20 protein-coding genes, 2 tRNA genes and 1 riboswitch are annotated in these 22,809 nt (G+C 48.5%); of the genes, 10 read left to right on the top strand and 12 right to left on the bottom strand.

Translation table 11 applies throughout. The annotated features are described in order from the left end of the window. Window positions 1-127: 127 nt before the first annotated feature. Window positions 128-793 carry an endonuclease III gene (gene nth / locus NXS08_RS04510; RefSeq protein ID WP_259137761.1) on the bottom strand — a complete coding sequence of 222 codons (666 nt, stop codon included), beginning with the start codon at window positions 791-793 and terminating at the stop codon, window positions 128-130. A gap of 207 nt (window positions 794-1,000) precedes the next feature. Between nth and NXS08_RS04515 the strand changes: the two genes are divergently transcribed. Then, window positions 1,001-1,678 carry a Crp/Fnr family transcriptional regulator gene (locus NXS08_RS04515; protein ID WP_259137763.1) on the top strand — a complete coding sequence of 226 codons (678 nt, stop codon included), beginning with the start codon at window positions 1,001-1,003 and terminating at the stop codon, window positions 1,676-1,678. 193 nt (window positions 1,679-1,871) lie between these two features. On the opposite strand, the gene NXS08_RS04520 is transcribed toward NXS08_RS04515, so the two are convergent. Then, the gene (locus NXS08_RS04520) at window positions 1,872-2,033 is read right to left on the bottom strand and encodes a DUF4177 domain-containing protein (RefSeq protein ID WP_259137766.1); all 162 of its coding nucleotides are present in this window, start codon (window positions 2,031-2,033) and stop codon (window positions 1,872-1,874) included. 40 nt (window positions 2,034-2,073) lie between these two features. Then, the gene (locus NXS08_RS04525) at window positions 2,074-2,415 is read right to left on the bottom strand and encodes a WhiB family transcriptional regulator (RefSeq protein WP_259137768.1); all 342 of its coding nucleotides are present in this window, start codon (window positions 2,413-2,415) and stop codon (window positions 2,074-2,076) included. A gap of 171 nt (window positions 2,416-2,586) precedes the next feature. Here NXS08_RS04525 and NXS08_RS04530 point away from each other — a divergent pair, with 171 nt between their 5' ends. The 6 genes from NXS08_RS04530 to NXS08_RS04555 all read left to right on the top strand — a co-directional run bounded on the left by NXS08_RS04530 (window position 2,587) and on the right by NXS08_RS04555 (window position 8,428). Beyond that, entirely contained in the window at window positions 2,587-4,752 is a 2,166-nt protein-coding gene (locus NXS08_RS04530) for a transglycosylase domain-containing protein (RefSeq protein ID WP_259137771.1), read from the top strand. Further along, complete coding sequence (locus NXS08_RS04535; RefSeq protein WP_259137774.1) at window positions 4,736-5,665, top strand: metallophosphoesterase; 930 nt, start codon at window positions 4,736-4,738, stop codon at window positions 5,663-5,665. The genes NXS08_RS04530 and NXS08_RS04535 overlap by 17 nt, the downstream gene beginning before the upstream one ends. Window positions 5,666-5,703: 38 nt before the next feature. Then, a tRNA-Pro gene (locus tag NXS08_RS04540) sits at window positions 5,704-5,780 on the top strand. A 200-nt stretch (window positions 5,781-5,980) separates the two neighbouring features. After that, window positions 5,981-6,913, top strand: coding sequence for a universal stress protein (locus NXS08_RS04545; RefSeq protein ID WP_259137776.1), 933 nt, complete (start codon window positions 5,981-5,983; stop codon window positions 6,911-6,913). Window positions 6,914-7,064: 151 nt separating this feature from the next. Beyond that, window positions 7,065-7,137, top strand: a tRNA-Arg gene (locus NXS08_RS04550). A 28-nt stretch (window positions 7,138-7,165) separates the two neighbouring features. Beyond that, the gene (locus tag NXS08_RS04555) at window positions 7,166-8,428 is read left to right on the top strand and encodes an MFS transporter (protein ID WP_259137782.1); all 1,263 of its coding nucleotides are present in this window, start codon (window positions 7,166-7,168) and stop codon (window positions 8,426-8,428) included. Between the two features lie 231 nt (window positions 8,429-8,659). On the opposite strand, the gene NXS08_RS04560 is transcribed toward NXS08_RS04555, so the two are convergent. From NXS08_RS04560 to NXS08_RS04585, 5 genes are all read right to left on the bottom strand, one after another. Further along, window positions 8,660-9,490: a CHAP domain-containing protein gene (locus NXS08_RS04560; protein ID WP_259137784.1), complete on the bottom strand. Its 831-nt coding sequence runs from the start codon at window positions 9,488-9,490 to the stop codon at window positions 8,660-8,662. Beyond that, a riboswitch (cyclic di-AMP (ydaO/yuaA leader) is annotated at window positions 9,490-9,623 on the bottom strand. It overlaps the preceding gene by 1 nt. Window positions 9,624-9,959: 336 nt before the next feature. Next, a complete protein-coding gene (locus tag NXS08_RS07355) occupies window positions 9,960-10,652 on the bottom strand; it encodes a metal-dependent transcriptional regulator (protein WP_310546944.1) in 693 nt (230 codons plus the stop codon). A 378-nt stretch (window positions 10,653-11,030) separates the two neighbouring features. Next, entirely contained in the window at window positions 11,031-12,476 is a 1,446-nt protein-coding gene (locus NXS08_RS04575; protein WP_259137787.1) for an NCS2 family permease, read from the bottom strand. A gap of 97 nt (window positions 12,477-12,573) precedes the next feature. Further along, window positions 12,574-13,374, bottom strand: a complete 801-nt coding sequence (locus NXS08_RS04580) for a DUF3027 domain-containing protein (RefSeq protein WP_259137789.1) — start codon at window positions 13,372-13,374, stop codon at window positions 12,574-12,576. Between the two features lie 12 nt (window positions 13,375-13,386). Next, complete coding sequence (locus NXS08_RS04585; protein ID WP_259137791.1) at window positions 13,387-13,764, bottom strand: cold-shock protein; 378 nt, start codon at window positions 13,762-13,764, stop codon at window positions 13,387-13,389. 167 nt (window positions 13,765-13,931) lie between these two features. Between NXS08_RS04585 and NXS08_RS04590 the strand changes: the two genes are divergently transcribed. Then, window positions 13,932-15,983, top strand: coding sequence for a hypothetical protein (locus tag NXS08_RS04590; protein ID WP_259137793.1), 2,052 nt, complete (start codon window positions 13,932-13,934; stop codon window positions 15,981-15,983). 119 nt (window positions 15,984-16,102) lie between these two features. After that, the gene (locus tag NXS08_RS04595) at window positions 16,103-16,819 is read left to right on the top strand and encodes a PspA/IM30 family protein (RefSeq protein WP_259137795.1); all 717 of its coding nucleotides are present in this window, start codon (window positions 16,103-16,105) and stop codon (window positions 16,817-16,819) included. 182 nt (window positions 16,820-17,001) lie between these two features. Here the strand turns inward: NXS08_RS04595 and NXS08_RS04600 are convergent, their stop codons facing one another. Then, complete coding sequence (locus tag NXS08_RS04600) at window positions 17,002-17,937, bottom strand: sugar-binding transcriptional regulator (protein ID WP_259138042.1); 936 nt, start codon at window positions 17,935-17,937, stop codon at window positions 17,002-17,004. Between the two features lie 279 nt (window positions 17,938-18,216). On the opposite strand from NXS08_RS04600, the gene glpK reads away from it, so the two are divergent. Next, entirely contained in the window at window positions 18,217-19,743 is a 1,527-nt protein-coding gene (gene glpK / locus NXS08_RS04605; RefSeq protein ID WP_259137797.1) for a glycerol kinase GlpK, read from the top strand. A 108-nt stretch (window positions 19,744-19,851) separates the two neighbouring features. Here the strand turns inward: glpK and lysS are convergent, their stop codons facing one another. The 3 genes from lysS to panC form a co-directional block, all read right to left on the bottom strand. Beyond that, window positions 19,852-21,402 (bottom strand): lysine--tRNA ligase, encoded by a 1,551-nt coding sequence (lysS, locus tag NXS08_RS04610; protein ID WP_259137800.1) that lies wholly within the window; start codon window positions 21,400-21,402, stop codon window positions 19,852-19,854. Between the two features lie 71 nt (window positions 21,403-21,473). Beyond that, window positions 21,474-21,920: an aspartate 1-decarboxylase gene (gene panD / locus NXS08_RS04615; protein ID WP_259137803.1), complete on the bottom strand. Its 447-nt coding sequence runs from the start codon at window positions 21,918-21,920 to the stop codon at window positions 21,474-21,476. Then, on the bottom strand, window positions 21,921-22,796 hold the full coding sequence (panC, locus tag NXS08_RS04620) for a pantoate--beta-alanine ligase (protein ID WP_259137805.1): 876 nt from the start codon (window positions 22,794-22,796) through the stop codon (window positions 21,921-21,923). It lies immediately after the preceding gene. Window positions 22,797-22,809 lie beyond the last annotated feature (13 nt).

The raw sequence follows: 22,809 nt of genomic DNA on the forward strand, positions 1-22,809 counted from the left end.
AGCTAAGTTAAGCATTTAGCAACTTTTTGGGGGGGATGAACTTTAGTTCATCCCCCCCAACTTTAGCTCCGATTACACACACCCAACCGCCCAACTTTTTGTAGATTTTAAAAATTAGATTGGGCTTTTAGTGGGTTTCTTCGCTGGGGCAGATATCTGCCAGCGGGCATTTGCCGCACTGCGGGGTGCGCGCGTGGCAAATATTGCGTCCGTGTTCAATCATTCGGTGACAGAGTATGGTCCAATCATAGTTGGGCAATAAAGCGGCGATATCTTTTTCTATTGCCAAAGGTGTTTTTGCCTGACTCCATCCTAATCTGGTGGCGACTCGCCCCACGTGAGTATCGACAGTTATCGCAGGAATTCCAAAAGCGTTCCCTAAGACTACGTGAGCTGTTTTTCGCCCTACTCCCGGCAAGGTTTCTAATGCGGCGCGATCAACTGGTATTTCTGTCCCAAAGTTTACTACCAGCGCGTGAGATAACTCTTTGAGTTGTTGAGCCCGTTTATTTTGGAATCCTAAGACTCTGGTAATCCGCGCTAATTCTTCTATCGGCGCTGCCGCCATTGCTTCACTGGTGGGGTATTTGGCAAAAAGTTCGGGAGTTACTGTGTTTACTCTTTTATCGGTAGTTTGCGCACTTAAAACGGTGGCTACCAAAAGCTCAAAGGGGTTGCGGTATTCTAAGGCGCAGTGTGCATCTGGGTAGGTTTGTGCCAGCAGTTCAGCACCAAGGGCGGCGAGTTTCTGCTGTGCAGTCGCCGTAGTTCTTGAAGATTTTTTAGCTACCATGTTTTTTCTCTTCTGAGATTTGTCTCTTGTGCTGAGAGTTTCAGCTGGTTATAAAGCAATTTTCGGTAATTTTGGTTCGGAATGCGTAATTTTGTCCAAAAGTTCGCTAAGCTGGTGAGTGGTATCACAAGTTATGTGATTTTGTTGCCCTGCTTTTAGAAGTGGCAACTTAGCATATTTTAGTAGTAAGTAGAGATTGAGGTTATCGTGGAAGGCAATTACATTAGCCAAGTTCCTCTTTTTGAAGGTTTGGATGAGGAACAACAAGCATCTCTTCACGCCAAAATGGGACATAGCACCCTGCGTCGCGGTGAAGTTCTTTTTGAAGAGGGCGATCCAGGAACCCGCCTTTACATCATTACTGAAGGAAAGATTAAGCTGGGCCATACTTCTCCCGATGGCCGCGAGAATCTGCTTGCAGTATTGGGGCCGGGAGAAATTATTGGTGAATTGACGCTTTTCGATCCAGGGCCGCGTTCAACTACTGCCACTGCCGTTTCCCCAGTTACCTTGCTGTACTTAGATCACGCTGATTTGGTGACTACTTTGTACAACAATCCTTCGATGAGTAAGCATATGCTTCGCGCTTTGGCTCGTCGTATGCGTCGTACTAACGAGTCTTTAGCTGATTTGGTGTTCTCTGATGTTCCCGGTCGTGTAGCAAAAGCCCTGTTGGATTTGGCAGATCGGTTTGGCACTCAAACTGATGCGGGAATTCACGTTCCGCATGATTTAACTCAAGAGGAGTTGGCTCAGTTGGTGGGTGCTTCGCGTGAGACGGTAAATAAGTCTTTAGCTGATTTCGTTTCTCGTCGTTGGATTCAGTTGGAAGGCCGTGCAGTTACCTTGCTGGACGTGGATCGTTTGGCTCGGCGGGCACGCTAGTTCTGTTTTCTTTCCGAGGGCGGTTGGCTGAACTTTTTGTTTGCTAACCGCCCTCGGTTTTTGTGTTTTTTAGATTTATTTAAGTTGTTTGTAGCCGCGTTAGTTGTTTGCACGTCGTTTAGCTGTTGTAGTGGTAGGAAGCATAAAAATATCGCATACGAAAGCGCTTTCGTATGCGATATTTGTTTAGCTGTTATTCAGCGATTGGACGTTTCATGTAGGCTACCAGGTTGTCTGGGTTAGTTGGTGAAGGTACTACCTGTACCAGTTCCCAGCCGTCTTGACCCCATTGATCTAAAATCGCTTTAGTTACGTGTACCAGCAACGGTACTGTTGCGTATTCCCATTTTTGCATAGTTTTAGTTTAATCTACTTTAGGAATTCTGCCAGTTTTATTAGGCTCTAACGCGAGCGAGAACGTGTGGGATACGTGGTTCTCTGATTTCTAAAGCTAGTGGTTCTTCTGATTCTGTTAGCCATAGCCACCAGTTTTCTACGTCGGTGTAGTGTTTGAGCATGGCGCGTCTTTCTCTTTCGGTGAGTCCTCCCCAGACGCCGAAACGTACTTCGGATTCGAGGGCGTCAGCTAAACATTCCAGACGAACTTCACAGCTCATGCAGATGGAGCGAACTTGTCGTTGTTCTGCCCCTTGTACGAAAAGTGCGTCGGGTTTGTTTTGTGCGCAGAGTGCGCGCGCTGCCCAGCTTTGATCTGGATCTGCATTTGTGAAGCTCATGTTTACCCCGTTGTTAACTAGCTAAAATTAAAATGCTTATATCTGTGACGATACACACATACGCCCTAAAAAGCCAATTGAAAAGGATAATTTCAGGATTCTCTCAGCAACTTTAAGGGTACTTTCAGTTTCTTCAGGTGTTTTATAAGAAAAAACCAGTAATCTAGTATTATGTCGAAATCTAGCCATCGCAAAGTTCAGAAGAAACAGTACCTGACACTCATCGGTGCTTTTATAACTACCTCTGTGCTCTCAGGAATAGTAGCCGCTGGAATCGTTGCCCCCGCTGCCGCAGTAGTCGGAGTAACTGCAACCACCGCCCCGGAAGTTTTTGATAGCCTCCCCGCTGAATTTGAAGTGCTCCCACCTTCCGAAAAATCTACCATTCTCACTGCTGATGGAAAACTAATCGCCTCTTTCTACGCAGAAAACCGCATCGTTGTTCCCCTGGAAAACATCTCTGAAAACCTCCAAAAAGCAATCGTCGCGATTGAAGACAAACGCTTCTACGACCATAAGGGAATCGACCCTGACGGAATGGCTCGCGCTCTGGTGAATAACTTACAGAATCGTTCCACCCAGGGTGCTTCTACCCTCACACAACAGTTCGTGAAGAACACGCTTTTAGAAAACGGGTTACAAAAAGGTGACCAGAACCTAATCGACGAGGCAACTGAACAGACGCTAACTCGTAAACTCAAAGAACTGCGTTACGCCTTAGCTTTAGAACAGAAGTTGGACAAAAAACAGATTCTGGCTGGCTACTTAAATATCGCTCCCTTTGGACCTAACGTTTACGGAGCAGAAGCATCTTCTCAACGCTACTTCTCTCACTCTGCTACAGAGCTTTCCATCAGCGAAGCTGCACTTTTAGCGGGCCTAGTTAAATCCCCGGTTGAATATGACCCCCTCACTAACCCCGAAGCAGCTCAACAGCGACGCGACATTGTGCTTGATGAAATGCTCCGCCAAAATGTGATTACCGCTGAAGAACATGAAACCGCTAAGGGAACTGCGGTGGCTGACCTGCTCAAACCAAACCTGAAACCGCAAGGCTGTGGCGGTGCGGGTATCTACGCTTACTTCTGCGAGTACGTGATCCAAGATCTGCTTCGCAGCGACCAGCTGGGAGACACTATTGATGAGCGCCGCAGAAATCTTCAGCGCGGTGGCTACACCATTAAAACTACTATTGACTCACGTTTAGAAAACTTAGCTTACGAATCTGTCACTAACCGTGTTCCCGTGAACTTCCCTGATGACATTAAAGCCGTCATCGTTTCAACTGACCCACGTAATGGCCATATCAAAGCTATGGCACAAAATACGATTTACGAACCACCTAATGAAACCAACCCCGGCGCAACCTTTAACTCCCTTGCGGTGGGAAGAGAGCACGGCGGACAAAACGGTTTCGTTGCCGCTTCTACGTTAAAGCCCTTTACTCTCCTAGAGTTCTTCCGCAAAGGACATAGTGCCTGGGAACTTACCGGCGGGCGTAGTAAACAGTTCCGGTTCAACGAATTTAAAGCCTGCGGACAACCTCTCCAAAGCTCTGAAATTTGGGACGTGAACGAAGCCGGTTCCAAACCAGGTTCCTACAACGCGATTGGCGCTACCGTGAACTCAGTGAACCGTTCTTTCGCACATATGGCTACCCAGTTAGACCTGTGTGACATCATGAACGGAATGCGTGATCTGGGGATTAAACAACAAAACGGAGAAGCACATAATCCGAATCACCCCTCAAATCTGATTAACGCGGTAGCTCCCCCCCTGCAAATGTCCGGAGCTTACGGTGCTTTTGCGAACTCTGGGATTGTCTGCGAACCAATGGCAATTACGGAAGTGCTCGACAGAGATAAGAACCCGCTAGCGAAATTCGAACCCAAGTGCCGACAAGGAACTGACGAAGTTTCCGCTCGTAAGGTAACTACCGTATTAAACCGCACGGCAGCTTCCCCCTCATATTCAGCTGTACACATCGGGCGTCCTATCATTGCTAAGACCGGTACCGGTGAAGATAGCGCCAACCTATGGGTACTGGGCGGAACTCCGCAGTTAGTTACCGCCGCTTGGATTGGTCGTGAAGTTGAATCCTCTCGGACTCTTAACGGCATTACCCTTAATGGCGTTACCTATAATCCCGCTTACGGGATTAACGTAACTGCTCCGATGTGGCAAAACTATATGCTCAAAGCCCATGAGGGCGTAGAGGTCTTGGACTTCCAATACGGCGATATTGGGCAGCCTCCAAAACCAAAGCCAGAAAAAGCTCAGAAACCTAAAGACGATAAGAAGTCAGATGAAAAGAAATCTGATGAGAAGAAACCGTAAACTTGTTCCTTGGCTTAAGCCCCTTGCTGGCTTGGCTGTAGCTGGTTTAGGGGCTTTAGCTTGGACGCAGTTGGAACGCCGGTGGCCCGCTCTGCGCGAGTACACCATCGAAGTTCCTGGTTTAACTAATAGTTTCACCATTTTGCAAGTTGCTGACCCGCATTTTTACCCGGGGCAAGAATGGCTAGTGGCTTACTTTCATGAACTTGCCGAGTTGGACTTTGATTTCGTCGTAGCAACTGGCGACAATTTTGGTTCTTTAGAAGCGTTAGAAATGGTTGAAGCTGCTTTTGAACCGCTGTTGAAGAAACCCGGCGCGTTTGTTTTTGGCTCTAACGATTACTATTCCCCGTTAAAGAAATCGTGGACACGCTACCTGCGGAAAAATTCGCAGCCGCTGCAAACTGAGCGGACTGTCCCCGATCTGCCGTGGGAACAACTGTGCACGCTCTTTACTTCTGCCGGCTGGATTAACGCTAATAATGCTTCCGGAGTAGTTAAACTCCCCGCTACCGAAGTAGAAATTCGGGTGGTAGGAGTTGATGATCCGCATATTAAACGCGATCGTTTCCCAGCTGACTTCCCGCAGTTTTGGGAGCACCCAAACATTTTCAAACTGGGTTTAACGCACGCTCCCTATCAGCGTATTTTAAATGAGTTTGCTGCTGCTAAAGCTGATCTGGTGTTAGCGGGTCACACGCATGGCGGACAGCTTGCACTTCCCTTTATCGGTGCTTTGGTTACTAACTGTGATTTACCGCGTCAGTTAGCTAAGGGACTTTTCCTTTGGAAGCAGGCTGCTCATTTGCTTCCAGTTCACGTTAGTGCCGGATTGGGAACGTCCCCTTTTGCGCCGGTTAGGTTCGCCTGTCGTCCGGAGGCAACTTTATTACATCTGATACCTGAGTCCTAATCGTTTAGCAGCAACAGTGGTACACTTGTAAAGGCTTTCGGGGTATGGCGCAGCTTGGTAGCGCGCTTCGTTCGGGACGAAGAGGCCGTGGGTTCAAATCCCGCTACCCCGACCACTATTTCCGAGGGCGTTTTGCAACCTTTATCGTAATCTGAATCGTAGTTCAGTTTTCAAGTTTAGGTTTGCGGACGCCCTCGGATATTTTGTTTTCTCTTTAACTTCTTAACTGTTATTTCCCTGCCACCTGCTAAGTTGCCAAGTACAATGGAAGTACCTGGCTTGCCCAAGTCAGGTTGAGCGCAAGGAGGCGATCAGATGACTAAACGTACTATTTTAGTAGGGGTGGACGGTTCTTCCGAATCCTACAATGCAGTGGATTGGGCGGGTGCTTATGCACAGCATTACGGTGCTTCAGTACACGTGATTTGCACCTATGGGCTAGCTTCTTACACTTCTCCTTCCTTAGAACCTGGCTACGCGACTCTCAATGACGAGCAGCTCAGAGAAGCTGCTGAGCGTGCTGTAGCTGAAGGAGTAAGCCGACTACGCCCATTTAATGTTCCTGTTACCAGCTCCGTCGAAATTGGAGATGCTGCCGGGGTGTTGGTGGGACATTCCAGAGAAGTCGATATGGTAGTGGTTGGCTCTCGTGGGGGTGGCTCATTCCTAGACCGACTTTTAGGTTCCGTTTCAGCATCTCTACCAGTACATGCTGACTGTCCAGTAGTGGTTGTTCCAGAGCTTCTCACCGGCACTCCCTTTATGCCGTTGCGGCGGATTGTGGTGGGGGCTGACGGTTCCGAAGTTTCCACTAACGCGCTTCAAGCTGCAGTTGATGAAGCGATTAGCTGGGACGCTGAGCTAAGCGCAGTTTCTGCCCTGCCCTATTCCACCGGAGCTGGCATGTTCGCTTGGATGTTAGCAGCCGCAGACCGTGCTCTGTTACTTGATGAAATGCGAGCGGGGTTAGATAAGGCAATCACGGAAGCTCTGAAGGGAAGAGAGCTAAAAGTGAAGAAGCTGGTCATGGATGGTTCCCCCGCTGAGTTACTTACTGAGTTTTCAACTGCGGTTGATTTAATCGTCGTTGGGAACCGAGGGCGAAGCGGTATTCAAGGGATTATTTTAGGTTCCACCTCGCAAACTGTTTTAGAACACTCCACCTGTCCGGTAATGGTAGTTTCGTCTCGTAAACATGCTCGCACTGACGCTACCGATCCGGCGCAACCAAAGTGGGAACGCCGCTAAGTTGAGCTTGTTTTAGAGCTTTATAAGCGAAGTTTCCGGCAGAAACATTCAATACTTGCCGGAAACTTCGCTTACTGGTTGAGGTTATCGGCGCGTTGCCTGCACCTGCTATACTGGAAAACGACTTTTCTAGTTTTAGGAAAGTTAGATTGCCCTCGTAGCTCAGGGGATAGAGCACCGCTCTCCTAAAGCGGGTGTCGGACGTTCGAATCGTCTCGGGGGCACTTTCTAAATTTCGGTTGGTGAAGGACGATGTCTAAGACTTTTCATTCTTTTAAGCTCTACAATTTTCGCCTGATTTTCACTGCTGCTTTATTCTCTAGTATCGGAATGTGGTTGCAAATCTTTTCCCAAGATTGGCTGGTACTTACCCAATTAACTAATCGGGATATGACGCAAGTTGGCTTGATTACCGCAGTACAATTTTTACCGCAGCTTCTATTTGCACCTTTTTCAGGCGTAGTTGCCGACCGAGTTAATCGACGTCGTTTTCTTCAGTTTTGCCAAGCTACCGGCGGGATACTTTCACTCACCTTAGGTACGTTAATCGTGACTGGTTGGGTACAGCTTTGGCACGTGTATGTGATGGCCTTTTTAGTTGGTTCCCTGGGAGCTTTTGAAGGCCCCGCGCGAATGTCTTTCGTTTCTGAGGTAGTTCCAAAAACTTCCCTTCCTAATGCAGTTAGCCTGAACTCAACTGCATTCCATGCGGCCCGCATGGTGGGGCCAGCTTCAGCTGGGTTCATCATTGACTTTGCCGGCACCGGCTGGGTTTTCCTAATCGCAGGTTTGCTTTACACGATTCCGCCAGTGGCTTTCTTTTTCATTCGTGAAGCTGATTTGATTCCACGCACGGTGCTTCGCAAAGAAAAAGGACAGATTATCGAGGGATTCCGTTACGTCCGTCAGCGTCCAGAAATGCAAATCGTTCTTTTAGTGATTGCGGTAGTGGCTGGCCTGGGTTTAAACCTGCAAATGACGTCTGCTTTCATGGCAACTAACGTCTATGATAAAGCCGCTTCAGAGTATGGGATTTTTGGTAGTTTCATTGCTACCGGTGCGATTATTGGTTCGTTAGCTGCGGCTCGCCGGTCATCGTCGCGTCTGCGCACTGTGATTGTTGCTGCCGGTGTTTTCGGAGTAGCTGAAACTCTCTTAGCTTTAGCTCCCACTTTCACAACCTTTATTTTGTTGGCAATTCCGGTAGGTTTTAGTTCACTAACTCTACTTATTTCTGCGAATGTTTTTATGCAGCTAGCTGCTGAGGAGCATATTCGAGGGCGGGTACTGGCCCTTTACGGGATGATTTTCCTTGGAGTTTCCCCGGTTTGTTCTCCATTTATCGGCTGGGTAGCTACCTATTTTGGACCCCGCTGGTCAATTTTAGTCGGATCTCTTTCTTGTATTTTCATCTCTATTGTAGCTGCCCTTTGGGCATACCGGTTTAGAAAGAGTCAGGGGATTACTCCCAGACTATTTGACGTGTCCCCCTGGCGTCTTTACTCACGTGGTTAAGGGGTTTAGGCAGGTAGGTAACTAAAAGGAACTTTCTGTCTGCGGGGAAGCGTTTTCACGGGCTTAGTTTTCCGTTCCGCAAGCTGGGTTCTGGCGGGCTGGGTTCTGGCGGGCTGGGTTCTGGATGGGATTAGTTTCCCCGAGGGCTGTTTCTACTCTTTAAATGATAAAAGTTGTGGCTCTGAGCATTTTGCTCAGAGCCACAACTAATAAGAATACTGCGTACCCATTTTAGTTAGGGTAAATGTAGGTTACAGCTCCCTGTGCGGTAGTTGGATCAAAGAAACCGCGGTAGTCACCGATATTTGGGTTTCCGTTAAAGTTAGCTTCCATTACGCGAATGGAGTTAGCTGAATTAACTTCAACAACAACAGCAACGTGGTTGCCTGACCAAACTGCAATAGCACCAACCTGTGGGACGGTACCAACGCGGTAACCCTGTGCGGAGGCATTCCATGCCCAAGATGCTGCATTGCCCCAGTTATTACCAGCCCAAGGAGCTAAAGCTTTAGCGCCCCAGGTGCACTGACCCCATGGGTAAGCGTTGTGACCGTTATTTGCAGCCGGCTGAATAGAATAGTTAGCTGCCTGAGGGGTTCCCTCTGAAGCATTCTGATTTTCTAAAGCAACACGCTGGTGGTTACGGTTTGCGGCAATTTCGCGTTCGCGGCGTTCAGCTTCCTTTGCCCGTGCTTCTTCTGCTTCACGTTCTTTACGTTCGCGTTCAGCACGTTCTTCTTCTTCAACCTGATCCGGGGTAACTACTTCAACAGCTACCTGATCGGCAGATACCCACTGAAGATCAGCAGGTGCTTGAAGAGCGGGATTAGCTTCTGCCTGGAAAACAGCCTCAGTTACCAAAACTTCCTTAGAATCGTTCAGATCAAGGGAAGTTAGTTCCGCAGCATTGGCTACACCAGGTACAACTGCTGTCATAGCTACACCGGTTGCAGACAAAACTGCCAGAGAACGGACTGGGCTCATAGTGTTCGTCAAATCATGCAGCGGAGTCACTGGACGGCAAGCCCGACGGTGACGCGCCTTTGGTTTGGTGGAAATCACTCTATACTCCTTGTGGCCTACGAGGTAAGCTGTCGGGTTCAAGGTGGAGTACCTTGGTCTCTTACAAGACTTCACCCCAAGGGATAATCCCAAAGTTGGGTCCCCCGTACTCTAACATAAGTCTGTTTAACAACGATACCGTTAGAGTCTCAGCCAAATATCGATGTTAGTTCTACCTTTAGATGGAACCTATTCAATAGTATAACGATTTGGACACAGACGTCATACGTTTAAGCCGAATTATGAGACAAGTCAATTTACGCTTGCGATTAACACCACTAAAACCCTTGATTTTCCAGTATTTTCAACTAATCTTATTAAAAATTTCCACTAAAATAATCTCTTAAATAGCTAGGCGGACACCTCATTTTAGAGGTGTCCGCCTAGCCGAGAAGTTCCCAAAAGAGTTAAAGGAGCTACCAGCTTTAATGAGGCCCGCCTTGTTTTACAGCTTTAGCAAGGCGCCACTTTAACGAGTTACAAAAAAGTGAGCTTCCATCTCTTGAGGCAAGATAGCAACTTTTCGATCCTTAGACTCTTTAAGCTCCACCGAAATATCCGCAGAACCCTTTTGGAACGTCACGCAAATTTCACTTCCGGGACGCACTCCCATCGCCGCCAGCCCCTGCATAACTAACGAGTCAGCTTGGATTGGCTCCCCAATCCGAGCAATTTTAAGATTACAGATTGTTTGGGCGCCCTCGGCTGCTTCTTCACGTAACTTCGCAACGGAAACCCCAACAAAACCTCCCGCACTTGAAAGGGGGATAGGGTTACCGTAGGGATCATGCGTAACAGAATCAAGTAGTTTAAACAGTCGTTCCTCTACCGCGTCAGACATAACGTGTTCCCACCGGCAGGCCTCATCATGAGCTAAACGCCAATCTAAACCAATAATATCTACCAGCAAACGTTCTGCTAAACGGTGTTTGCGCATCACTTCAGTTGCCAACGCATACCCCACATCAGTGAGTTTAAGCCGACGGTCACTTTCAACGTGCACCAATCCGTCTCTTTCCATCCGGCTAATCGTTTGGGAAACTGTTGGCCCCGAGTGCCCCAGTCGCTCCACTATCCGCGCACGCATAGGAACAACATCAGCTTCCATTAGCTCGTAGATGGTTTTTAAATACATCTCAGTAGTATCAATTAGGTCACTCACGACTTTTGCCTCCAACTGATTTACTTGTCCTAACTAGTTCCACAATGCCATAAATTGATTCCTTTTCCAGCAGATATTTTTATGTTTCCAAAGGGCACCCCGATAACTTCTATCTTTTCCACAACGCATTTTTCTTTCACAAAGAATTTTCATTGTATTTTCAAGGTTTTTCACTAATGATGTACCTTCGTTTGGGGAGGGGCTTGTGTGGAGATTTCATTTTTCAGCTGCTGTTTTAAAGCACTTACCCCGTTAAATTTCCACTTACAAAAGCACAATAACGAAAGCTAGTCCTTACGAATAATGTTTAAGCTAGCTTATTTGTAGGCAAAATAAACTGCCGCGCTGGTTTCCCAGCGCGGCAGTAACCGACAGTGATTAAGCAGAAATTCCCAGTAAGAGAGTCTCAATAGGTTTCATCATGAAAAAGACCACGAAAAGAAGCCCGATCAGCCACATGAGTGGGTGAATCTTCGCGGCCCGTCCACGGGCTACCGTGGTAACGATGTAAGCAATGAAGCCGGCACCAATACCCACGGTGATTGAGTAAGCAAATGGCATGAATGCAATGGTGAGGAACGCTGGAATCGCGATTGCTGCGTCTTTCCAATCAATCTCTGCAACCTGCATCATCATTAGGAAGCCTACGAACACCAGAGCGGTTGAGGCAGCTTCAGATGGAATCATGGCAACTACTGGAGCAAATGGGATTGCCACGATAAATAGCGCGCCAGTCACGATTGAAGCTAAACCGGTGCGAGCGCCTTCACCTACGCCTGTAGCTGACTCAACGTAAGAGGTGTTAGATGATACGCCACCTAAACCACCGGCAACTGCTGAGAGGGAGTCCACCAGCAAGATGCGTTGGGTATGGGGTGGGTTACCATTTTCGTCCAATAGGTCACCCTCTTTACCGATAGCAACCATGGTACCCATGGTGTCAAAGAAGTCAGCCAGCATCAGAGTGAAAATCAAGAGGATAACTGCAACCACACCGAGTTTAGAGAAAGCTCCGAAGAAATCGATTGCTCCCAGGGTTGAAAAATCTGGGAAGCTCAGAACTGAGTCTTTTAGATGTGGCTCGGTAAGTCCCCAGCCAGTTGGGTTGGTGCCATCTGGCAGTTGCACTCCAAGAGGGTGGATTGCTTCAATAATGAAGCCGAGGGCGGTGGAAGAAAGAATACCGATTAGGATAGCCCCTTTTACCTGTCGCACGTACAGGAAAATGGTGACAAACAGACCAAAGACGAATACCAGGGCTGGCCAGCCAGCTAGGGAACCGCCGATTCCCAGTTCAACTGGAGTGCCCACACCCTTACGGATAATACCGGCATTTACCAGGCCAATCAGGGCAATAAATAAGCCGATACCTACTGAAATAGCTACTTTAAGCTGAGTAGGTACGGCGTTGAAAACTGCTTCACGGAAGCCGGTCAGTACCAGGACGGTAATCAGTACACCTTCCCAGAAGATTAGGCCCATAGCTTCTTGGAAAGTAAGATTTGAGCCCAGGACTAGGGTGAAGGCAACCATCGCGTTTAGGCCCATGCCGGCAGCTACTGCCAGCGGGTAGTTAGCGAAAACACCCATGGCAATGGACATGACTGCTGCGATTAAGGCGGTGCCTGCCGCGATAGCGGGAATAGACAGCTCAGTACCCTTGGTTGCGTTAGAGAGGATAATTGGGTTTAGAACTAAGATGTAAGCCATCGCGAAGAAGGTGACAATACCGCCACGTACTTCGCGTCCTACGGTAGAACCACGTTCAGTGATTCGGAAAAAAGCGTCTAAAGACGACCATTTCGTATGCTTGGTAGTTTCCACGACAGTAGGATGACAAATAATGACATCAGATTTCAATGTTGTGCCACATTGTGAACTCTCTACCTGAAAATATACTGAATAAGCTAGCGAAATTTTCTTAGAGCTGAGTCATTTCTAAATCTAGTTCATTTATCCGTGGAGGAGTGACTGGCCAGTCTGAACCTTGCTTAGCTACGTCCGTTTCTGAGTGTGCCCCGCAGCTGAAAGTGATCGGCACCAGCTTACCGTCCTCGGATGACCATTCGTTAGCACAAACTCCGAAATTATCTTTCAAAGGACCTTCGAGGGGAACCAAAAACCCGCAGGAAGAACAGGCGGAAGTTTGTTTCCGCAGTTTCGACTGGGTACGAGCAATTCGTTTCCAACGTAACGCGGTTTGCCCAATTCCTTTTGCAGACAGAGTCCTTAAACGCGAATAAGGCGGCACATCTGCTGGTTTACCGGCTTCTCGCAAGGTAGTGAGACGATCATCAACTGCCCTGTAGGGAAGAACATCATCAGGAGAAACGTCTCCGGGTTTCAACCGTTCTTCCCAAGGAATCCAAGCCGGCGCTAAAAGGGCTTGTTTACCGGGAAGTAAATCTATTTCACAAACGGTGACAACTTTAGAGCGGGGTGCGCGAGCTACGGTTACGACCCACTGCCAGCCTACATAACCGGGTTTTTCGCAATTGAAAAAATGGGTGTGTAACCGTTCGCCCTCAACTTTACCTCCCAGGTGAGCGCCTATTTCTGCCGCGGGCACCACTTCAGAGATTATTTCTAAAATCTGTTGCCGTGCCTGCGCTAAAACCTTATCGGCTTTAATTTGTTTTGGCTGCACACTTTCACGAGCTGTTTTACCTGCACTCGTGTCCGTAACTTCTTCACTCAACTGAGACTGCTTTTTTCTGGGCATTAGCCGTCACCTTTAGGCGTCAAAGTCATCAGCTACAGCTCTAAGTAGCTGCGCTATCTTATCTCCGTGTTCGGGGTATTTTCCACGGCGAAGCGAATCTGAGGACGCGTCTAATAGTTTAATTAGATCCTCTACAACGGTCACCATGTTTTGAGGTGAGCGTCGGCGTAGTTTTCGCAGTGAGGGTGCTTCTGGCACGATCGTTACGTGCAGAGCCTGCGGGCCGCGACGTCCATCAACCATTGAGAATTCAACGCGCGTACCATTTTTAATTGATTTTACGTCTGCTGGCAGCGCTGAAGCATGCAAGAACACGGATTCCCCTTCATCACTTTCGATGAAGCCGAACCCTTTTTCGACATCAAAAAACTTAATCTTACCGGTAGGCACTTTGCTCCTCCTGAGCCTCTACTTTTACATCTAGATTACCCTATGCCAAACAAGCATACCGTGCAAGTATGCAAACAGCAGTTATTGTTCTTTTTCTGGAACAAATGACAACCACCTATTAGTGGCACATAATTAGCTCATAACCTAAAAATAAGGTAGGCATTTATATGAAGTATCAACGTAGCTCACTCTTTTTATCTTTCTTAGTCGGACTATTCCTAACGTTAAGTTTACTTCCGGCTCAGGCAACTCGAAATATTATTATCAACGACCAGCTTACTGACCCCGAAGATTTCATAGGGATTCAGTACTCGCACCTGGTGCGTAAAAGCCTGGGTAAAGCCCAGGATAAAGGTGTGCAACTTTACTTTGTGGCCCTCCCAGTTATAGATGAACAACCTTTAACTACCTGGTGTGAAAATACTGCGCAAGCTTCCAATCTGCCCAACAATGCGCTTGTTTTTGCAATTGGGTATGAAAACCGCGTGTACGTCACCTGTAAAGGCTCTCAATTTCCAGTAGACGAGCAAGAAATTACTAAAGCGACCTCGCAGGCAATAAAAAAACTAAAAAATAATCCTCTGCAGCCTTCCGATTTAGCAGGGGCTTTTGATGCTTTCGCAATTTCTATTAGTGAAGGCGATATAAATGGTGCAGCCAGTTCCGCTAGCTCAGGTACTTCAACATCCTCAGGAAAAGTTACTTCTTTCATTAAGTACGGTGTGCTGGCTTCAGTTCCAGTAGCACTTTTTGCTTTCTTGAAGCTCCGCCGTAAACCGCGTCCCCATTCTGGTAGTCTTGCGTCTGTTAAAACTACTGAAGAACTGCTAAAGGAAACGGCTTCACAGCTGATGGAAACTGATAACTCCATTCGCGCTGCCGCGGACGATTTAGCGTTTGCCCAAGCACAGTTCGGACAGTTAGAAACTTCCGAGTTCGCTGAGGCTCTCACTGAAGCCCAAACCTATGTTTCTGATGCTTTTGTACTCCACAGTCAGCTGGTTGAGCAAACCGATCAACGTTTGAAACGCCAGCAGGCTACCCAGATTCTTGAACTGTTAGCAAAAGCAAATCAGGCCGTTGCAGATAAGGTGGAGCGTTTTAATAAGTTGCGCACGAATGGGGCCAATCTTCCGCAGACAATTACTGATTTGGAGTTGCAGATTAGTGAAGCTGAAGAAAAGAACCAGGTAGTTCGTGCAGAGATTGAAGCCTTACGCACCTTACATTCTGATGTAGTTTTACAGTCTTTATTTGATAATCCGCAAAATATTGACAATTTGTTAGCGGCTGCTAAGAATGCGCTGGAAGTAGCCAAAGCTGAGTTAGCGAAGCAGTCCACCTCTGGCGAACAGGCGGCCCTGCAGCAAGTTACTTTTGCGCAGCGTAGCTTCGGGCAGGCAATTTGGCAGATTAACGAGGTCATGTATGCTTCCCACGACTTGAATGAGGCGCCAACGCGGTTAGCTACCGCCATGTCATCTTTGGGTGCGGATATTCAAGATGCGCAGCGGTTGGCTCCTGGCCAAGCTGGCATACAGAGTTTAGTTACCTCTGCGCAAGAGGCTTTGACGCAGGCACAGCAGGCACTTTCGGGAGCTGGCGACGTGTTGGCAGCTTTAACTTCTTTACGTTTGGCCGAGGACGCTTTGGACGCGGCTTTAGCTCCTTTGCGCGCTGCCGATGAGCAAAGACAGCGCGCAGGTCAGCGGTTTAGTATTACCAACCAGGAAGTAACTGATTTGATCCGCCAAGCTGATGGTTATATTAACGCCCGCCGCGGGGGCGTCTCAGAACAGGCGCGAACTCATTTGGCCAACGCTGAGTTAGCGCAGCAACGTGCCGGACAACAATTACAGGCTTGTTTAAACGCTAATAAATTCGACCAGCAGTGTCTGGACGCTTGTTTTAACACTCTCTATCAGGCGAAAAGTTATGCGCAAGCGGCTTTATCAACTGCTTCTGAGAATGTGCGGACTTCCTATCAGCAGTACGGGCAACCGGGATACTCTCCTTCGTCTCCAAGAAACTCTCAGGCAGGGGGAATCGATCTGTTTTCGCTAATCATTGGTGGCATTCTTTCTTCCAGTGGTTCTAATCGAAGCAGTCATTCTTCTTCAAGTGGATCTGATTGGGATTTCTCTGGTGGGGGTTTTTCCGGTGGCGGATGGTCTTCCGGCAGTGGCGGATGGTCTTCTTCGTCCTCGGGAAGTTTCTAATTTTTCCGTTTTAGCGTAGTTATTAATTCTCGCTAGATAATGACATATGTCTTTTTCACCCCTACAATAAGAATAATTCGAGCGGGAGGATCCGCTCACTCCTTCAGAAAGGGATAAACATGGCAGAAAAACAATCTATCCTCGGTCGCATCACCCAGTTGGCTAAGGCAAATCTGAACGCGCTGTTAGACCGCGCTGAAGATCCACAAAAAATGCTAGACCAACTGGTCCGCGATTACACGAACTCTATTGTTGAAGCTGAAGAAGCAGTAGCGCAAACCGTTGGTAATCTTCGCCTTTCTGAAAAAGATTACGAAGAAGACCAAGCTGCAGTGCGCGAATGGGGCGCCAAAGCCGCTGCTGCGTCTCGTAAAGCTGAAGAAACTCGTGCAGCTGGGCGTGAAGATGAAGCAGCGAAATGGGATGCTTTAGCTCGCACTGCTTTGGCTAAGCAGCTTGATTTTGAAAAGGAAGTTCGCGACGCGGAACCTGTTTTGAAAGCACAGCGCGAAATCGTTGAAAAGCTAAAGAATGGTCTGAATTCTTCCCGCGCTAAGCTGGACCAGTTGAAGGATAAGCGCGATCAGCTGATTGCCCGTACTCGCACCGCTGAAGCTCAAGAGAAGCTGCACTCTACCGTTTCTTCTATTAACGTTCTAGATCCTGCTTCTGAACTTTCTCGTTTCGAGGATCGGGTTCGTCAGCAAGAAGCTCAAATCGCTGGCAAGCTAGAAATTGCGGCTGATTCTTTTGAAGCACGCTTTGAAGAACTAGAAGTTTCTGCAAACGACCTGGAAATTGAAGCACGCTTAGCTGCCTTGAAAAACCAGCAGTAATTAAAGTTTAGTAACTAAATAGTTTTCGCACCGTTTCTAACTTGAAACGGTGCGAAAACTTTAGGGTCTAGTTTTGCCCTCTCCCCTTTTGTTTTATCTGCGGTAAGTGGTCTGTAGACAAAAAGCCTGCGTGTTGCGCTTAATCTCTGCGCCTTAACTTTTTAAGAAACTACACGCTACTTCTAAGAACGTACTTTGGCTCCTGAAAAACGGACTTTTTCCAATACTTTTCGGGCAGTTCGGTCATCTACCACCAGGTCGGTGATGAGGCGCGCCCTTAAAGCCGCAATCAGAGGGATAGTTTTTGCCTCCCCCGCAACAATACAAAGACGCCTGGGGATCTTACGTAAAGTAGTTAAGTCAGGGCCGGAAGCGCGATCATTTATATCCAGGTCGGCAGAGCCGTCTTCACGTAAAAGAACAGTACAGACGTCGCCAACAACTCCTTCGGCGCGCAGCTGCGCAATCTCGTTAGGTTCAATGTAACCGGCTGAGTAGACGTGTGAGGGCATATCTCCGTCAAAGGCTCCCACTCCAAAGACAGCTAAATCAGCGTCCTCGATAGTATCTAGAACATAGCGGACGGAACGCTCACGCCAAAGCTGCGCTTTTGTAGCTGCGTAATCAAAGAAGGCGGGGACTGGGAAATGAATCATAGTAGCCCCGAATGCTTCCGCAGCTTGGGAAATGGTGGTGTCGATGTATCTTACTCCGGTGCCGGTGGATGAGCCGGCTCCGTTTAGCTGGACTACGGTTACTTCGGGGATCTCTACTGGCGGAAGATGTCTGGTGACTTCTGCCGTAGTATTTCCCCAGGCAACTGCCATAGTAGTTCCGGGTAGAACTAAATCTAAAAGTCTTTCAGCGGCAACTTTCGCAACGGAAGCTAACCGATTTACTCCGGTATCAAAATCTCTTACTCTGACAACGGTAGAGTTAATGCCGAAGATTCGATTCAGTTCTCCAGCTAAGGTGCCTCTTTCTCCCGGCGCGGGGGCAACTGAAATGCGCACCATACCGGTTTCGCGGGCGTAGGCAAGTAGACGCGAAACCGAGGAACGAGATACGCCCAGATGACGGGCAATGGTTTCCATCGTTTCGCCTTGTAGGTAATACATCGACGCTGCTTCGTGCGCGTCATTATCTCTAATGGTCACAATATATAGTGTGCCATGCACACATGACCAATTCCTACACAATTTCTCTCATCGGGCAAAATTCTCTTTAACAAATGCGCCACAATAGGTCTATTGGTATTCTTAACAGAGAACACCAGTTCAAAACTTCACACAAAAGTATGAATACTTTCCGTGGTTCACAATGATGCGGCCTAAGGATTCACTGTGAAGGTCTCGATAAACGCCGGAAATCCGGCTACACAAGGAAGTGACAACAATATGACTGAAAAGAAATATGTTCTTGCCATTGACCAGGGCACTACTTCTTCCCGCGCAATCGTTTTCGATCACGGCGGTAAGATCGTTTCCGTAGGTCAGTTGGAGCATGAGCAAATCTTCCCTAAGGCAGGTTGGGTAGAACACAACCCAGTAGAAATTTGGGATAACATTCGCGAAGCAGTCGCCCAGGCTCTTTCTAAAGCACAGATTAACCGCCACGACCTGGCAGCAGTTGGTATCACCAACCAGCGTGAAACCACCGTTGTATGGGATAAGAACACCGGCGAACCAGTCTACAACGCAATCGTATGGCAAGATACCCGTACTGCTGAAATCGTCCGCGAACTAGCAGGTTCCGAGGGCGCTGAAAAGTACAAGGAAATCTGTGGCCTGCCACTGGCAACCTACTTCTCTGGCCCAAAGATCAAGTGGATCCTCGACAATGTTGCAGGCGCACGTGAAAAGGCAGAAGCCGGCGACCTGCTCTTTGGTAACACCGACACCTGGACCCTTTGGAACCTAACCGGCGGCCCTAACGGTGGCGTACACGCAACTGACGTTTCTAACGCATCCCGCACTATGCTAATGGACCTAAAGACCCTGTCATGGCGTGAAGATATCTGCGCTGACATGGGTATTCCTATGTCTATGCTGCCAACTATTCGTTCTTCCTCTGAAGTTTACGGCTACGGACGTAAGAACGGACTGCTGGTTGATACCCCAATCTCAGGTATCCTAGGCGACCAGCAGGCAGCTACTTTCGGGCAGGCATGTTTCGAAAAGGGTATGGCTAAGAATACCTACGGCACCGGCTGCTTCATGTTGATGAACACCGGTGAAGAACCAGTTCAGTCTGAAAACGGCTTGCTCACCACCTTGTGCTACAAGATCGGTGAAGCTCCTGCTGTATACGCACTGGAAGGCTCTATCGCAGTTACCGGCTCTTTGGTACAGTGGCTCCGCGACAACCTGAAGATGTTCTCTTCCGCTCCGGAAATTGAAAGCCTGGCTCGTTCCGTTGATGACAACGGTGGCGTCTACTTCGTACCAGCTTTCTCAGGTCTCTTCGCTCCCTACTGGAAAGATGACGCCCGCGGCGCAATTGTTGGCCTCACCCGTTTCAACAACGCTGGCCACATCGCTCGCGCAACTTTGGAAGCTACCGCTTTCCAAACCCGCGAAGTATTGGACGCTATGAATGCTGACTCCGGCGTTGCACTCACCGAACTTCGTGTTGATGGCGGCATGATTGCGAACGAACTGCTCATGCAGTTCCAGGCAGATATCCTGGGCGTAGACGTAGTTGCTCCAGAAGTGGCAGAAACCACTGCACTCGGCGCAGCTTACGCAGCTGGTATCGCAGTTGGCTTCTGGCAGGGCGAACAGGACGTTATCGACAACTGGGCAGAAGGCAAGCGCTGGAGCCCATCCATGGACGCGGCAGAACGTGACCGCACCTACCGTCTGTGGAAGAAGGCTGTAACCCGCACCTTCGACTGGGTAGATGACGACGTACGTAACGCCTGATTAGTTTAACTAAAGGTGGGGGTGAGACTTTAAGTCTCACCCCCACCTTTATAGGCATTTAGTTAGCTTTATTGACGTTTAGTTAGCTTTATAAGCATTTAGTCAGCTTTATTGACGTTTAGTTAGCGGGAAAGTAATCGTCTCCCGAATTCCCTCGCCAGTTAAAGCCATCAAAAGACGGTCTAAGCCCATCCCCATACCACCGGTAGGTGGCATACCCTGCTCCATAGCTTCAAGGAAGTCCTCATCCAAAATCATAGCTTCGGGATCCCCATTAGCAGCCGCTAAAGCTTGTTCCTCAAAACGCTGCCGTTGAATCACAGGATCAACTAACTCAGAATATGCAGTTGCCAGTTCAAAACCGCGCACATACAAATCCCATTTTTCAACTCGGCCAGGTAAGCTGCGATGCTGACGCACCAGCGGAGAAGTATCTACCGGGTAGTCCCGCACAAAGGTAGGTAGGTAGAGGTGGTCGCCTACCAGAGCTTCAAAAATCTCTTCCGCAATCTTTCCAGCCACCGCATGATCGGCGTAGCCAATTTCTCTTTCGTCAGCAATCTGACGCAAACGCTCAATCGGAGTCATAGGACTAATTTCTTCACCCAAAGCCTCAGAAATACAGTCATAGAAAGAAATGCTGGCCCACTGTCCGGAAAGGTCATATTCAGAACCGTCGCTAAGAATAACCTTTTCCGTTCCGAAAGTATCGCGAGCTGCTTTTTGAATGAACTCCTGAGTACGCTTCGCCATAGTGTCATAAGTGCCGTAGGCTTCATAGGCTTCAAGCATAGTGAATTCTGGAGAATGAGAAGAATCCGCTCCTTCATTGCGGAAGTTACGGTTGATTTCAAAGACCTTCTCAACCCCACCCACTACAGCGCGCTTCAAGAAAAGCTCAGGGGCGATCCGTAAGAAAAGCTCCGTATCAAAAGCATTCATATGCGTCTTAAAAGGACGAGCCGCTGCCCCGCCGTGAATGTTCTGCAACATCGGAGTTTCAATTTCGATGAACCCTGCTTCATGGAAGTAATCACGTAAAGAACGCACTACCCCAGCGCGGAAACGCACCATTTCCCGAGCAGCTGGGCGAACAATCATATCCAAATAGCGGCGGCGGATACGGACTTCCTCAGAAAGAGTCATTTCCGTGCCGTCCTCGGCAACAAATGTCTTTGGAAGGGGACGGATTGCCTTAGCTGCCAACTTCCAAGCCGGAACCTCAGCGGTAGGAACCGCGAAAACAGAAAGTTCCCCGCGCTTAGAACGCATCACCGGCCCGTACACGAACAGATGGTCACCCAGATCAACGTCAGTCTTGAACGCTTTAAGAGAATCCAAACCAACTTCAGCTGCAGAAAGCATAATCTGAATCCGGTTTCCCTCACCGTCTTGTAAAACGACGAACTGTAGCTTACCAGAGCCACGTACCAGCATTACTCGCCCAGCAATCCCCACTGGTTCAGGTGATTTTTCGTCAATCACTAAATGCTGGTAATCAGCTACCACCTGTTTAATAGTAGTAGTCAGCGGCAGTTCTACCGGATAGGGGTCGTTTCCTTCAGCTAAGAGGCGAGCTCTTTTTTCAGCTCGGACTCGAATCTGTTCCGGCGCTTCATTATCAACGCCAGCTTGCACTAAGTTCTCTTTATTTTCCACGGTATCTATCCTAGCGTTCTTAACCTAACTTAGGAATTAGCGAAACAGTTTTCTAAACTGACCACCCTAAGTTAGCGAATTTTTCCTGCCGACTGTAAAGGCTCCGTCCCACCGGTTGCATCCGCCAGTTCAGCGGGAATAATCCCCGCCTGATTCCCCAAATGAAGTGGCTGGTTATTTTCATCAACTAAAACAACAGAGGGTTTAAACGTGCGGGCTAAGGAGTCTGGCACCTGCGCGTAAGCAATGATGATAGCAATGTCACCGGGATCAACTAAATGCGCGGCAGCTCCATTCAACTGTACGATTCCAGAACCTTCCTCACCGCGAATAGTATAGGTGGAGAGGCGGGCACCGTTGGTTACATTAACAATGTCTACTTTTTGCCCTTCAAGAATATTTGCAGCGTCTAAAAGCGCCCCGTCTACTGTAATAGAGCCAACGTAGTGCAAATCAGCACCGGTTACGGTAACGCGATGGATCTTCCCGATCATCATTTCGCGGGTAAATTCAGTCATTTATTTTACCTCTACTAAGTAGTTGTCGATTAGTCGGGTATTTCCCACTTTTGCAGCAATCGCCAGTACAGCAGGCCCCTGCGTTACCGGTTGGAAAGTTACTCCGTCTACCAATGCAATGTAATCTAACTTTAGGGTAGCTGGCGAATCGACAGCAGCAGATGCTTCAAAAATCACAGTTTCAGCGGCTTTCAGAATCGCTCCGGCTCCTTCTCCGGCTTCTGCCGCCTGCGCGCCAGCTTGTAAAGCAGCTGATAGGCAAAGCGCCAGTTTACGTTCGGCTTCACTCAAATATGCGTTACGAGATGACATGGCCAGCCCATCTGCTTCCCGCACAATCGGGGCAGCTACAATCTCTACCGGCATATCTAAGTCTTCTACCATCTGGCGGATTAACGCCAGTTGCTGTGCGTCTTTCTGTCCGAAAACAGCCACTTTAGGGTGCACCAGATTAATCACCTTATGGACAATTTGTAGCACTCCCCCAAAATGAGAGGGCCGAGTAGCGCCCTCGAGAACTTTTGCGGTAGGCCCCGGATCAAGGGTGACGCGCGCCGGATGCGGATAGATTTCCGCTGGGGTGGGGGCGAAAACTAAATCTGCCCCCACTTCGGCAAGCAGTTCAAGATCGCGTTCTAACTGGCGCGGGTAGGCGTCAAAGTCTTCTCCGGGAGCAAATTGTGTGGGATTAACGAAGATAGAAACTACAATATAGTCGGCTTTTTCCCGCGCAGTTTCCACCAGCGAAAGGTGCCCAGCATGAAGTGCTCCCATCGTCATCACTAAACCAACGGTGGATCGGGGGCTTAGGGACTGGAGGGTTTCTTTTAACGCGGCACGGGTAGTGACTAGCTGGGGGCGTTGCGGCTGGGTCATAGCGGACTCCTTA

It is taken from the genome of Gleimia sp. 6138-11-ORH1 (genome assembly GCF_024814355.1).
Taxonomy (GTDB): Bacteria; Actinomycetota; Actinomycetes; order Actinomycetales; family Actinomycetaceae; genus Gleimia.